Raw genomic sequence first — 12666 nt, forward strand, 5'->3', positions numbered from 1 at the left:
AGGGTCGGAGATCGGCCGGGCGAACCGGCGATGCGTCAGCTCTGCAGGCGCTTGACGATCGGCAGGAGGAAGCGGCGCGGGCCGTGCTGGGAGAAGACCGAGGAGATGCGGTTCTGCCAGCCGGGGATCACCACGCGCTTGCCGGCCTTGAAGCTTGTCCAGCCGATGTCGGCCACCTGGCTCGACGGCATGCGCTTCATGGCGCGGAAGAGCAGCGACCTGTCCATGCCGGAGACGGCGCCGAACTCGGAGTGCGTCGGGCCCGGGCAGAGGGCGCAGATGGTGACGCCCGTGCCGCGCACCTCCTCCGACAGCGCCTGCGAGAGGGAGAGCACGAACGCCTTGCTCGCGTAGTAGACCGAGACGCCGGGGCCCGGCAGGAAGGCGGCCGTCGAGGCGACGTTGATGATCCCGCCGTGGCGGCGTTCGATCAGCAGGGGCAGCACGCGGTGGCTGAGCTCGACCAGGGCGCGGATGTTGAGGTCCACCATGCCGAGCTGCGGCTCGAGAGGCGACTTGGCGAAGGGCCCGGCGTGGCCGAAGCCGGCGTTGTTGACGAGGACGTCCACCGGCCGGCCGTAGCGCGCCACCTCCGCCATCAGCGCCTCGGGGGCGCCACGTTCGGTCAGGTCGAGCGGAACGACGTGGGTCTCGACCGGGAGCTCGGCGGCGAGGGCGCGCAGGCGATCCTCCCGACGGGCGACCAGGATGAGGTCCACACCATCGGCTGCGATCCGCTGCGCGAGAGCTTCTCCGATGCCTGACGAGGCGCCGGTGACGAGTGCGAGTTGGGCCATAGACGGCTACTTGCGCGCGGCACGCTCAGGGGCAAGGGTTTCATCTAGTTTACACGCCGAATTGTGCTGGCTCGCACGGTCGCCATGGCCGAAACGGCCTGCAGGTCAACGTGTGGTATCCGCTCCGGGACGGGGAATCGACGGGAGCGCGAGCCGGTCGCGCAGCGAGAACCACGTCATCGCCATCACCGCCAGCGGGCCGAGGAAGCGCGTGCCGCCGGGGAAGGGCGGCACGGGGAGGTGGGCGAAGACGTCGAGCTTCCCGGTGTCGCCGACGATCGCCTCGGCGATGACCTTGCCGGCGAAGGTGGCGAGGCCGACCCCCTGGCCGGAGTAGCCGACCGCGGCGTAGACCCCCGGCTCCAGCCGCCGGATGAATGGGCAGCGGGTGCGGGTGATGCCCAGCGTGCCGGACCACGCGGCGGCGATCGGCACGTCCCTGAGGTGCGGGTACACCTCGGCGAGGTAGGGCCGGACGATGGAGGCGACGTCCGCGGCGACCGGGCCGTAGCTCTCCCCGCCGCCGAAGATCATCCGGTTTTCCGCGTCGACCCGGAAGTAGCGGATGACGGCGCGGGTGTCGGCGACCGCCTCCCCGCCGGGGATCGGGGAGACGTCGAGCGGCTCGGTCGCGGCGATGTGGTTCACCAGCGGCAGGACGCGCGTCTCGATCCGCGGCTCGAGGCCGGAGAGGTAGCCGTTGCCGGCGAGCACGACGGCGTCGGCGGCGATCACGTGCGCGCGGGCGCCGCGGCGGCGGACGGTGACGTCGACGCCGTCGCTGCGCGGCTCGAAGCCTTCCGCGGTGGTGTACTGGAAGAGGTGGGCGCCGGCCTTCTCCGCCGCCTCCGCGAGGGCCGTGACGAGCGCCAGCGGGTTGAGGTGGCCGCCGCTGGAATCGTGCACGCCGCCGACATAGCGCGTCGAGCCGATCGCCGCGGCGAGGGTGTCGCGGTCCATGATCTCGGGCGTGACGCCGTAGCGCTCGAAGAGGTGGTCGGCGTAGGCGCGCGACTCGTCGAAGGCGGCCTTGGTGTGGGCGGCGTCGATCAGGCCGGGGCGGAAGTCGCAGTCGGCTCCGAGCTCGGCGCGCAGCGAGTGGACGAGGGCGATCGCCTCCTCGCCGAGTTCCCAGAGCTCGTCCGCGATCGCTTCGCCGACGCGCTTGGTCAGCCAGATCTGGTCGCGCCGCTGGGCGGGATGGAGCTGTCCGCCGTTGCGGCCGGAGGCGCCGTCGCCGATGCCCGCCGCCTCGACCAGCGCCACGGCGCGCCCCGCGCGGGCGAGGTGCAGCGCGGTGGACAGACCCGTGAGGCCGCCGCCGATGATGACGACGTCGGTCCGCGTCGGCAGGTCCTCCGGCGCGGTCTGAGGGGCCGGGACGCTGGCATCCTCAGCGTAGACGGTATCGGACATAGGCGGACGTCAGACGTTGAGGAGCAGGTACTCGCGCTCCCACGGGCTGATGACGCGCATGAACGTTTCGTACTCGGCCTGCTTGATGGCGCGGAAGGTCGAGACGAAGCTCTTGCCGAAGATGTCGCTCAGCGGCTCGCACTCCTCGAACAGGGTGACGGCGCCAAGGATGTCGCGCGGCAGGTCGAACGGGAGGGAGGAGGCCGACCCGTCGATCGGATCGTCGGGGTGCTGCCCTTCCTCGAGGCCGAGGAGGCCGCAGGCGAGCGAGGCGGCGATGGCGAGGTAGGGATTGGAGTCGGACGAGGGAATGCGGTTCTCCAGCCGCCGGGCCGAGGGCGGGCTGTGCGGCACGCGCAGGCCGACGGTGCGGTTGTCGTAGCCCCAGGAGACGTTGGTGGGGCTGGCCGAAAAACGCTCCAGCCGCCGGTACGAGTTCACGTACGGGGCGAGGATGCACATGACCGCCGGCAGGTACTTCTGGTGCCCGGCGATGAAGTAGAAGAACTCCTTCGTCGGGTTGCCCTCGTCGTCGGAGAAGATGGTCTTGCCGGTCTCCGTGTCGACGAGCGAGGCGTGGATGTGCATCGCCGAGCCCGGCTCGCCGGACATCGGCTTGGCCATGAAGGTGGCGTACATCTTGTGGCGCAGCGCGGCCTCGCGGATCGTGCGCTTGAAGAGGAAGACCTGGTCGGCGAGGTCCACCGCGTCGCCGTGCAGCAGGTTGATCTCCATCTGCGCGGCGCCCTCCTCGTGGATGAGGGTGTCGATCTCCAGCCCTTGTGCCTCGGCGTAGTCGTAGATGTCGTCGAACAGGTCGTCGAACTCGTTGACGGCGGCGATGGAGAAGGACTGGCGGCCGATCTCGGGCCGTCCGGAGCGGCCGATCGGCGGCTCGAGCGGGTAGTCCGGGTCGGTGTTCGGCTTGACGAGGTAGAACTCGATCTCCGGTGCGACAACGGGGCGCAGACCTTTGCGCTCGTAGAGTTCGACCACGCGCTTCAGCACCTGGCGGGGCGCATGATCCACCGGGCGGCCGTCCTTGTGCCGGGCGTCGTGGATGAGCTGGGCGGCGGGGTCCGACGCCCACGGGACGATCGACAGGGTCGAGTAGTCCGGATCGAAGATCAGGTCGCCGTCGGTCGGGTCGTAGACGAATTCGCCGTCCTCGGGCGGATAGTCGCCGGAGATCGTCTGCGCGAAGATCGAGGTGGGCATCGTGATCGACGGGGAGCGTGCGAACTTCTCCGTCGGCATCATCTTGCCGCGCGCAACGCCCGCCTGATCGGGGACGATGCACTCGACGTCCTGGATGCCGCGCGACTTCAGCCACTCCACCGCGGACTTGTGGTCCGGGACACCGCGCGCTCTCGCGTCGGAGTTCTCGAGCGCGGAAACGGAGGAAGGGGTCTTCTGGTCCACGGAATTGCCATCTGGAGTTGCGCCCCGACGTCTGGGGCATCTCCTCCATCAGAACGCCTTGGCCGCGCATGTCAACGGGTTGCGCCGTCCGTTCCGAGTCCGCCGCAGGGCCGCGCGCGAGGGCGCCGAGTCGTTCGAAAAAGAAAAAATCGTTTTGTGCGAATTGGAACCATGTTCGGGCTCAGCCATTTACTCACCGCGATGCAGCTGTGCGGCCAGCGCTAGTCATCAGACAGCGTAGTGCCGGCAGTGAGCATAGGGTCGGGGAGTAAAACTCCTCGGTATTACTGGACACACCACAAAAGGCACTGTCATGTCTGCGAAGAAGAACCTTTGGCTTGCGACCGCGTCCGCTCTGGTGCTGTTCTCGGCAGCCCCTGTGATGGCGCAGAACGACTCCAATGTGACCGTCGTCGAGTCCGATGGCCCGGCCGAGCAGGCTGGCGAGGCGGTCGACAACGCCGCGTCCGCGACCGTCGACGCCGCTGACAAGGCTGCTGAGAAGACGGCTGAAGCTGCTGGCGAGGCTGCCGAGGAATCCGCCGAGGCGGCTGACGCGGCGGCCGACCAGGCCGAGCAGGCTGCCGACGCAGCCGGCGACGCCATGGACGAGGCCACCGAGACCGACACCGAAGAGGTTGCCGAGGGCACCCCGGTCGAGGGCCAGATCTTTGAACAGTCGGCCGACACCTATCTCGCGTCGACCCTGCTCGACGCCACCGTGTTCAACGCTGCCGACGAGGAAGTCGGCGACGTGAACGACATGATCATCACCTCCGACGGCAAGATCGAGGGTGTCGTGATCGGCGTCGGTGGCTTCCTGGGCGTCGGCGAGAAGAACGTCGCCATCGAGCTCTCGCGTCTCGAGATGACGCAGGACGAAGACGGCGACACGACGTTCATGGCCGACCTGACGGCCGAGGAGCTGAAGGCCGCGCCTGAGTTCCGCACGGCCGAGGACGCCGCCTCGGAGAGCGAGGCGGCTGCCGCCAGCGCCAGCGCCGGGTCCACGATGACCACGACGACGGGTGCGTCGACGCCGACGAACTGATCGGCGTCCACCAGTCGGGCAATAGGAAGAGGGGTCGCTCATGCGGCCCCTTTTTCTGTGTGCGCGGGGCTTTGCCGGCCCGGCCCTCAGGCGGCGCTCGCGTCGGCCTTGGGCGAGATGATCTGGCGGTGCGGGTAGGGGATCGACATGCCGGCGCCCTCCACCGCCTCCTTCGCGCGCTGCTGCAGCTCGCGCTTCATCGGCCAGTAGTCGTCCGCCGCGACCCAGACGCGAAGGACGAGGTCGACCGACGACTCGCCCAGCCCGTGCACGAAGGCGTTCGGCGCCGGTTCGGACATGATCTTCGGGTGGGTATCGGCGAGCTGGCGCAGGGTCTTCAGGGCCGTGTCGATCGGGTCGCCGTAGTCGATGCTGACGGGGATGTCGATGAGCCGGGTGGGGAAGACGGAATAGTTCGTCACCGTCGCCCCCCAGACCTGCGAGTTGGGCATCAGCTTCTGCACGTTGTCGAAGGTCGCGAGCTCGGTCATGAAGAGCGTGATGGACTTCACCGTCCCCGCATGGCCGGACACCTCGATGTAGTCGCCGATCCTGAACGGCCGCATCGCGATGATCATCACGCCCGCCGCGAGCGAGGTCAGCGAGCCCTGCAGGGCGAGGCCGATGGCGAGGGAGGCCGCGCCCAGCACCGCGATGAGGCTCGCCGTCTGCACCCCGGCGACGTTGAGGGCGACGATCAGCACGATCGCCAGCAGGCCGTAATAGAACAGCGAGGCGAGGAAGCTCTCGACGATCGGGTCGAGCCGGTCTGATCGCGCGAGGTAGAGGCCGAGCCACCCCTTGAGCCGCCGCGCCAGCCACCAGCCGACGATGAGGACGACGACCGCCGTCAGCAGATTGACGCCCTGGACGGCGAGCCAGGTGCCGATGGTGTCTAGAATGCTTTCGTTCTGATCCATGCCGGGTCTCCGTGCTGTCCCCTGGGCTTAAGGGACGGAGCCCGGCAATGGCAAAACCCGGCGGCCCGATCCCCGTGAACCGGTCCCGGCGGACGGGATCCAGGGTCCGCTGCGACGCGTCGGCGCGGGTGGGGCCAAGCGTCGCGCGCCGGGCCTAGGAGTCGGGCGTCTCGGGATCGTCGTCGGTGGGGGAGGCGGCCGCGCGGACCGGCGCCTCACCGGCGCTTTCCGCGGGCCCGCCGGCGCCATTTCCGCCGGTCTCCTCACGTTCGGTCTCACGCACACGTGTCTGCGCCTTGCGTCTGCGCAGGTTGGATCTCAGCGCTGCGGCAAGTCGCGCGTCGCGGTCAGGTGGGGTCATCACAAATTCAATGCCTTGAGTTACCGGCCTTTGTAGCGCTCCGGGCACCACCTTATCTGTCGTGGTGCGATTGCGCACCCCGAGAGGAAGGGACCAAGGATGAAGAGACTGCTAGCCCTCGCCGCCGTTATCGGCATGACGACGGCCGCCGCAGCGCAGACGACCGAGATCGTCATCTACACCGGCGGCGCGCCGACCGGTGAAGGCTCGACCTACCACAACGGGATGGGCCAGGCGGTCGAAGAGCAACTCAAGACGCTCGCCAAGCCGTTCGGCTACGAGGTTCGCCGGGTCCCCTCGGCCGGCGCCGTGGCCAACGCAAACGCCTGCGCGAACGAGACGAACAACATCTGCTTCGGCATCGGCCAGGGCGGTCTCCAGTACGACGCGGTCACGAGCGGCAACACCCAGATCGTGCGCAACGACCTGCCGGGCGAGTGCGCCATGGCCTTCACCGCGGAAGCGCGCCTGCCGAACTGGAAGTCGGTCATGGACAACGCGCGCCGCGTGACCTTCGTGGTGCCGGAGGGGTCGGGCTCGGAGGCGTTCATCCGCAAGCTCTTCGCCGCCGAGCCGTCGCTGCAGGGCATCGAGCCGACGTTCGAGTATGCGTCGGGGCAGGAGGCGATCTTCAAGGCCGTGCGCGGCAAGCGCGGTGCGGTGGGTGTGTTCTACGCCTATCCGAACCCGACCGACGGCATGGTCAACGCCGCCTCCGACGATGGCATGACGGTCATGGGAATTCTCTCGCCGGCCGTTGCGAAAGGCTCGCAGGACTTCTATCTGAACCGGAAGGCACCGTATGACCTGTCCTGGTTTGGCCTCGGCGAGACCAAGACGGTGCCGGCCATGTGCTCCAAGGCACTCCTCTTCTCGGGCGATCCGTCCAAGCTGCAGGATACCTGGGCGCAAGGCGATTATCAGGAGTTCATCGACAAGCTGAAGGCGCTGCCGCCGGAGGCCTTCATCCCGCAGGGCGGCTCGCTCTCCAAGCTCATGCTTGAGGTCGAGAAGCTGTCCGAAGAGTACGGGGTGAACGAGATGGTGACCGACCTGAACAAGCAGGTTTCCGAGCGCTTCTGATCTTCAGACGCTTGTGTAACCGGGCGGTCGGCGCTCGGCAGTATTTGTAGTGTGACGGTCAGCCGGCGTGCGGGTTCCGCGCGCCGGTTTTGTTCGGACGGTTTCCCCGTACCAGAGTTTTGCTCGCGTGCAGCAAGGCCGGATCCGGGCCGCGGCGAACGCCGCGCGTCCCTCAGGCGCCGGTCAGGGTTATGCGTGTAAAGGCGCCTAACCGGCCGAGCTGCGCGCGGGCATCGACGGACGCGTCGGGCCACAGGGCAGCCATGTGGAACAGTCCCGGCGTCAGGTGCAGGCCGACCCTCACCCCGTCCACCGTCGCCTTCTCGACGAAGGCGAGACTGTCGCCGAGCAGGATCTCGGCCCCTCCCACCTCCACATGCGTCGGCGGCAAGGCGCTGAGATCGGCCATCGCCGGCGAGACGTCGGGGTCGAGCCGGTCGGCGTTCCCCAGCGCCATCGTGGCGAGCTCGGCGTCGGTCTCGTCGTCGTTCATCGCGTCGCCGGCGATCGCGGTGCGCGCGGCGTCGGTGCCGGTGCGGTCGGTGTTGGGGGAGAGCACGGCGAGGCCGGCGGCGAGGTAGGGGTGGCGCCGCGCGAGCGCGATGGCGAGGTGGCCGCCGGCGCTGACGCCCCCGACCACGATCGGACCGTCCTCCCGCGCGGCGGTCGCGGCCTCGACGGCGTCGTCCAGCATCGACGGCCAGGCGTGCTCGGGCGCGAGGCGATACCGCGGCAGGATGACGCGGATGCCCGTCGCCGCGAGCGCCATCGCCATCATCGCGTGCGACTCCGGCGAGCCGAAGACGAAGCCGCCGCCATGGAACCACAGCAGGGTCGGACCCTCGCCGATCGCCAGCGCCTCCGTCCGGCCGAGGCGGATTCTCTCGGCCTGCGGCTGTCGCCCGGCCAGATCGGCAAACGCCACGCGCCGTGCGTCGGGCGTGCCGGCGACGGGATGGGCGCCGATCCGCACGCGGACGTCGTCGAGGGTGGTGGGGCGTTGGTCCATGGAGCAGTCTCCTTCGCCAGAGCCAACGGCGGGACACGAATGGGTGTTCCCTCGCTCTATTCAGGAGACGTTGAGAGAGATTGTGCTATGTGCGTCGCAGAGCCGCAGACACTCCGGAAATCGATGCGGCCAGGAATGAAGACACTTCCATGACCGCACGTGTGACCGTGGCCTCGAATCCCGCCGTCGGGGTCATGTGGAAAATCGTCTCCGTCGTCGTGTTCACGATGATGCTCACGATGGTGAAGCTTGTCGGCGACCGAATACCCGTCGGGCAAATGCTGTTTGCGCGAAACTTCTTCGGTCTCATCCCCGTCCTCATCGTGATCGTCTGGACGGGTCATCTGCACGACGCGCTGGAGACCAAGTCGATCACAGGTCACGTCAAGCGTGCGGCGGCAGGTATGTTCGCGATGGGGCTGTGGTTTGCGGCGCTCGACCATCTGCCCCTCCCGGAGGCGACCGCGATCGTCTATGCGGCCCCGCTGATGATGGTCATGATGGCCGCGCTTCTACTGGGCGAGACCGTTCGCATCTACCGCTGGTCGGCGGTGGGCATCGGCTTCGTCGGCGTCGTCGTCATCATGATCCCGCAGATCCGGGCCGGCTTCGACATCACCCACGACGCCAAGGCGCTCGGCGCGCTGCTGGCGCTGATCGCCGCGGTCTTCATGGCGATGGCGTCGGTCTTCGTGCGCCAGCTCGCGCGCACCGAGGCGACGAGCACCATCGTCCTCTACTTCCTGCTGGCGGGCACGGGCATGACCCTGCTGACGCTGCCGACCTGGGTGGTGCCGTCCTGGCTCGACCTTCTGGGGCTGGTGGCGATCGGGGTGTCCGGCGGCGTCGGCCAGCTTCTGCTGACGCAGGCCTACCAGCACGCCGAGGCGTCGCTGATCGCCCCCTTCGAGTACACCTCGATCATCTGGGTCGTCCTGTTCGGCTACGTGATCTTCGGCGAGGTGCCGAGCATCTACGTCGTCGTCGGCGCGGCGATCGTCATCTCGTCCGGCATCTTCGTCATCTTCCGCGAGCGCCAGCTCGGCCTGCAGCGAGAGGAGCGCAAGGTCGGCGCCCCGCTGAGGCCCTGATGGCGCGCAGCGGTCCGACCCCCGCGGCGCCCGGCGCCGGACAGTCGCCGGCCGAGCTGAAGGCGCGGCTGCGCACCACCGCGATGCTGCGCCGGCAGGAGGCCGCCCGGACGGTGCGGGGGGCCGGCGCGGCCATCGCCGCACGCGCCGACGAGCTGCCCGGCGCCGCCATCGTCTCCGGCTACCTGCCGATCCGCGACGAGATCGATCCGCGGCCGCTGATGGCCGCGCTGGGGTCCACCGCGCAGATCGCCCTGCCGAAGATCGAGGACGGCCGCATGCGCTTCGTCGTCATGGGGGAGGGGGACAGGCTCGTCTCCGGCCGCTTCGGCCTCACCGAGCCGAGCGGCGGGGCGGAGGTGGTGCCCGACCTGGTGCTGGTGCCGCTTCTCGCCTTCACGCGCACCGGCGGGCGGCTCGGCTACGGCGCCGGCCACTACGACCGCTGGCTCGGCGAGCACCCGGGCCGGCGGACGGTCGGCCTCGCCTACGCCGCGCAGGAGCTGCCGGAGCTGCCGATCGAGCCGCACGACCACCCCCTCGACGCGATCCTCACCGAGCAGGATCTCATCCGAATCGGCTGACATTGCCCGGAATTTGGAGTTGACGGGGGCCCGGGCGCGCCCCACGACGCGTGCCATGAAACAGAACAAGCCGCTTATGCCTCATCGCCGGAGCCGCGCATGAGGATTGTCGTGTTGGGTGATGTCGTCGGCCGCGTCGGGCGGCAGGCGATCCAGACCCATCTTCCCCGCCTGGTGGAGCGCTGGTCGCTCGATTTCGTGGTCGTCAACGGCGAGAACGCCGCCGGCGGGTTCGGCATCTCGGAAGAGATCGCACAAGAGATCCTCGACGCCGGGGCGGACTGCATCACCACCGGCAATCACGTCTGGGACCAGCGCGAGGCGCTCGTCTTCATCGAGCGGCAGCCGCGCATGCTGCGCCCGATCAACTTCCCGCCCGGCACGCCCGGTCACGGTGCGGCGATGTTCACTGCCCGCAACGGCGCGCGAATACTTGTGGCGAACGTCATGGGCCGCATCTTCATGGACCCGCTGGACGATCCGATACGGCCGCTGGAGGCCGCGCTCGACGTGCACAGGCTCGGTTCCGAGGTGGACGCCGCGATCGTCGACATCCACGCCGAGGCGACCAGCGAGAAGCAGGTCTTCGGCCACATGCTGGACGGCCGCGTTTCGATCGTGGTGGGCACGCACACCCACTGCCCGACCGCCGATCACCGCGTGCTGCCGGGCGGCACGGCGTTCATCACCGATCTCGGCATGTGCGGCGCCTATGACGGCGTGATCGGCATGGACAAGGAGGAGCCGGTTCGCCGGATGATCGAGCGTGTTCCCGGCCAGCGCATCACACCCGCGACCGGACCGGCGACGATTTGTGGCATCGCGGTGGAGACGGACGATTCCACCGGTCTCGCAAAATGGATTGTGCCGATCCGGATGGGCGGCGTTCTCCACGAGGCTGGCCCCTCCGAATGGGGCTAACCGCCTCTAGTTGCTTAAGGCGGGGCGCAATTAACGAACGCTTTGCGCGCACGCGGACCCGCCAGTTTTGCCAACTCTCACGCTATAGTTTGCTTCTCGTCTATCTATACGTGTGCGTCATATACTAATTGACGTTTACCTAAACAATTCCCTTCAATAATCATCTTCTCTGTCAGCAATTCCGCTGATGGAGGACGTTATGTATTTCGCCATCGAATCCCACCAGTTCGCCACGTTCGGTCATCTTCTCGACCAAATGTACAACCTTCGTCACCGTGTGTTCTGCGAGCAGCTGAAATGGGTAAGTGCAGAGGGAGGTAAAGAGCGCGACATCTATGACAACCTGTCGCCGGTGTATCTGCTCCATACTGATGAAAATGCTGAGTTTCTGTATGCGGCAGCCCGGTTGATGCCCACGTCGGGCCGGACACTACTTACGGATGTGTTCGCAGAGACCATGCCGGACGCGGTCGCGTTTCAGTCTCCCTTCGTTTGGGAAATCACCCGGCTGTGCGTGGACGAGGAATTGATCCGCCAGCATCAGCCCAAACGGCGCATGCTGGACGTGCTGCGCATGATGCTGCTGGCCGGGATGGAGTTCGGCTACCGCAACGGCGTCGACACCTTCCTGTCGAACTTCGACGAGGCCCGGCTGCGCATCTGGAGGCGGGCCGGCGCACGCATCGACATCATCGGCCAGTGCGATGACTTCAGCGTGCCGGTGATGCTCGGCCTGACGGAGTCGGGCCGTGATGCGCTGGAGGCGGTCCGGGAGCGGCTGGGCCACCATGACCGTGTGCTGTCGCGCGCCCCGCGGCTGCATTCTTCGATCACGCGGGTGGCGGCTTAGGGACGGCGCCGCATGACCGGACAAGGTCATGCGTACGCCGACCAGCCACCGGGAGTTGGCGACGCGCCGGACATTGTCCGGCGCGTGGCGGCTCCCGGAGCCGGCCGCGTCACGCCACGGCCGACCCACCGCGCGGCGACGGGCCGACGGCAGCGGGCGGGCGCCGATCGATCCGGCCTTCGCATCACGCCGGTCACCGTCCCGCCGCGGCACGCACCGGGGGAAACAGGTGATGCCATACGCCAGGGCTGGTGCCGCAACCCGCACAGCCGCACGCGACCCGCTCGCACGGCGCGCACGCGCCTCGGCCGCCATGGCGACGAGGGACGACCTTGCTGTGATGGAGACTCCGGCCCTGATGGACGACGGGGCCGCCGGGCTGCCGCCTACGACTGCTCCGTGAGGAGGCCGAGCCGCTCGGCCTTGATGACGGCCTGCGCCATCGTCGACGCGTCGAGCTTGAGGCGCGCGGACTTCAGGTAGGTTCGCACCGTGTGCTCGGAGAGGCTCGTGATCAGCGCGATGTCCGGCACTTCCTTGCCCAGGCTGATCCAGTGCAGCATTTCCTTCTCGCGCGGGCTGAGCCGCGGAGGGGCGCCGACCTCACCGAAGATCTCGCGTGCCGCGCGGCCGTGCAGGACCTGGCCGATCTCGATGAAGGTGGGGAGCTCGTCGAACGCGAAGTCCTCCCACACGTCCTCCGGCTCGTCGCTGTTGATCGACAGGATGCCGCGCTGGTTGGCCTTGTTGGTCAGCGGAATGAGGAGTCCGGAGCGCCCGAGCCCGTGCTTGTACGCGTCCTCGAAGAATTCCTCGACCTCCGGCGTTCCGTCGCCCAGCTCGTGCCAGTTGAACGGCGTGGTGCGGCGAAAGCCTTCGCGGCCGACGGGGTCGATCCGCCAGTACTGCTTGAAGAGGTAGCGCACCAGCCACGCGGGCGGGTACGTCGTGCGCACATAGGGGTCACGATGCGGTTCGGTTCCGTAACGCGCCGCGACATAGGTGACATGGCGCACGATCTCATAATGATCGCGAACGGCACGCACCGCGCGATTCATGCTCGTCGCTGCCCCAACGACGTCAACAATGTGGTCACGTGGAGAATCCGGCAACAGGTCAGCGCGGCCGGAAACTCCGCGATCCTCTTTCATCGTATGGCCC

The 12666-nt window shown here is 68.0% G+C and carries 12 protein-coding genes; 6 read left to right on the forward strand and 6 right to left on the reverse strand.

Features of this window, described 5'->3' with window-relative positions:
* Positions 1 to 35: 35 nt before the first annotated feature.
* The 3 genes from DLJ53_RS04170 to DLJ53_RS04180 all read right to left on the reverse strand — a co-directional run bounded on the left by DLJ53_RS04170 (position 36) and on the right by DLJ53_RS04180 (position 3635).
* Positions 36 to 797 carry an SDR family NAD(P)-dependent oxidoreductase gene (locus DLJ53_RS04170; protein WP_111342609.1) on the reverse strand — a complete coding sequence of 254 codons (762 nt, stop codon included), beginning with the start codon at positions 795 to 797 and terminating at the stop codon, positions 36 to 38.
* Positions 798 to 902: 105 nt separating this feature from the next.
* Positions 903 to 2213 (reverse strand): NAD(P)/FAD-dependent oxidoreductase, encoded by a 1311-nt coding sequence (locus tag DLJ53_RS04175; protein ID WP_111342611.1) that lies wholly within the window; start codon positions 2211 to 2213, stop codon positions 903 to 905.
* A 9-nt stretch (positions 2214 to 2222) separates the two neighbouring features.
* Entirely contained in the window at positions 2223 to 3635 is a 1413-nt protein-coding gene (locus tag DLJ53_RS04180) for a glutamine synthetase family protein (protein ID WP_111342613.1), read from the reverse strand.
* A 382-nt stretch (positions 3636 to 4017) separates the two neighbouring features.
* Here DLJ53_RS04180 and DLJ53_RS04185 point away from each other — a divergent pair, with 382 nt between their 5' ends.
* Positions 4018 to 4686 (forward strand): PRC-barrel domain-containing protein, encoded by a 669-nt coding sequence (locus tag DLJ53_RS04185; protein WP_162408875.1) that lies wholly within the window; start codon positions 4018 to 4020, stop codon positions 4684 to 4686.
* A gap of 86 nt (positions 4687 to 4772) precedes the next feature.
* On the opposite strand, the gene DLJ53_RS04190 is transcribed toward DLJ53_RS04185, so the two are convergent.
* The gene (locus DLJ53_RS04190) at positions 4773 to 5606 is read right to left on the reverse strand and encodes a mechanosensitive ion channel family protein (protein WP_111342617.1); all 834 of its coding nucleotides are present in this window, start codon (positions 5604 to 5606) and stop codon (positions 4773 to 4775) included.
* A 460-nt stretch (positions 5607 to 6066) separates the two neighbouring features.
* On the opposite strand from DLJ53_RS04190, the gene DLJ53_RS04200 reads away from it, so the two are divergent.
* Positions 6067 to 7050, forward strand: coding sequence for a hypothetical protein (locus tag DLJ53_RS04200; RefSeq protein ID WP_146619888.1), 984 nt, complete (start codon positions 6067 to 6069; stop codon positions 7048 to 7050).
* Positions 7051 to 7222: 172 nt separating this feature from the next.
* Here DLJ53_RS04200 and DLJ53_RS04205 read toward each other — a convergent pair whose 3' ends face one another.
* A complete protein-coding gene (locus tag DLJ53_RS04205) occupies positions 7223 to 8059 on the reverse strand; it encodes an alpha/beta hydrolase fold domain-containing protein (RefSeq protein WP_111342622.1) in 837 nt (278 codons plus the stop codon).
* A 149-nt stretch (positions 8060 to 8208) separates the two neighbouring features.
* Here DLJ53_RS04205 and DLJ53_RS04210 point away from each other — a divergent pair, with 149 nt between their 5' ends.
* From DLJ53_RS04210 to DLJ53_RS04225, 4 genes are all read left to right on the forward strand, one after another.
* Positions 8209 to 9150: a DMT family transporter gene (locus DLJ53_RS04210; RefSeq protein ID WP_111342624.1), complete on the forward strand. Its 942-nt coding sequence runs from the start codon at positions 8209 to 8211 to the stop codon at positions 9148 to 9150.
* The gene (locus DLJ53_RS04215) at positions 9150 to 9734 is read left to right on the forward strand and encodes a 5-formyltetrahydrofolate cyclo-ligase (protein WP_111342625.1); all 585 of its coding nucleotides are present in this window, start codon (positions 9150 to 9152) and stop codon (positions 9732 to 9734) included. Before DLJ53_RS04210 ends, DLJ53_RS04215 begins: the two co-directional genes overlap by 1 nt.
* 99 nt (positions 9735 to 9833) lie before the next feature.
* On the forward strand, positions 9834 to 10655 hold the full coding sequence (locus DLJ53_RS04220; protein WP_111342627.1) for a TIGR00282 family metallophosphoesterase: 822 nt from the start codon (positions 9834 to 9836) through the stop codon (positions 10653 to 10655).
* A 199-nt stretch (positions 10656 to 10854) separates the two neighbouring features.
* Positions 10855 to 11505 carry an acyl-homoserine-lactone synthase gene (locus tag DLJ53_RS04225; protein WP_162408877.1) on the forward strand — a complete coding sequence of 217 codons (651 nt, stop codon included), beginning with the start codon at positions 10855 to 10857 and terminating at the stop codon, positions 11503 to 11505.
* Positions 11506 to 11891: 386 nt separating this feature from the next.
* Here DLJ53_RS04225 and DLJ53_RS04230 read toward each other — a convergent pair whose 3' ends face one another.
* Positions 11892 to 12551 carry a helix-turn-helix transcriptional regulator gene (locus DLJ53_RS04230; RefSeq protein WP_162408879.1) on the reverse strand — a complete coding sequence of 220 codons (660 nt, stop codon included), beginning with the start codon at positions 12549 to 12551 and terminating at the stop codon, positions 11892 to 11894.
* Positions 12552 to 12666: the final 115 nt, after the last annotated feature.

Source organism: Acuticoccus sediminis, assembly GCF_003258595.1.
Classification (GTDB): domain Bacteria; phylum Pseudomonadota; class Alphaproteobacteria; order Rhizobiales; family Amorphaceae; genus Acuticoccus; species Acuticoccus sediminis.

Bases quoted from the DNA above. Each gene is read 5' to 3' on its own strand.
- DLJ53_RS04210 (WP_111342624.1), top strand. From the start codon at position 8,209: ATGACCGCACGTGTGACCGTGGCCTCGAATCCCGCCGTCGGGGTCATG.
- DLJ53_RS04220 (WP_111342627.1), top strand. From the start codon at position 9,834: ATGAGGATTGTCGTGTTGGGTGATGTCGTCGGCCGCGTCGGGCGGCAG.
- DLJ53_RS04190 (WP_111342617.1), bottom strand. From the start codon at position 5,606: ATGGATCAGAACGAAAGCATTCTAGACACCATCGGCACCTGGCTCGCC.
- DLJ53_RS04205 (WP_111342622.1), bottom strand. From the start codon at position 8,059: ATGGACCAACGCCCCACCACCCTCGACGACGTCCGCGTGCGGATCGGC.
- DLJ53_RS04215 (WP_111342625.1), top strand. From the start codon at position 9,150: ATGGCGCGCAGCGGTCCGACCCCCGCGGCGCCCGGCGCCGGACAGTCG.
- DLJ53_RS04175 (WP_111342611.1), bottom strand. From the start codon at position 2,213: ATGTCCGATACCGTCTACGCTGAGGATGCCAGCGTCCCGGCCCCTCAG.
- DLJ53_RS04225 (WP_162408877.1), top strand. From the start codon at position 10,855: ATGTATTTCGCCATCGAATCCCACCAGTTCGCCACGTTCGGTCATCTT.
- DLJ53_RS04200 (WP_146619888.1), top strand. From the start codon at position 6,067: ATGAAGAGACTGCTAGCCCTCGCCGCCGTTATCGGCATGACGACGGCC.
- DLJ53_RS04170 (WP_111342609.1), bottom strand. From the start codon at position 797: ATGGCCCAACTCGCACTCGTCACCGGCGCCTCGTCAGGCATCGGAGAA.
- DLJ53_RS04185 (WP_162408875.1), top strand. From the start codon at position 4,018: ATGGCGCAGAACGACTCCAATGTGACCGTCGTCGAGTCCGATGGCCCG.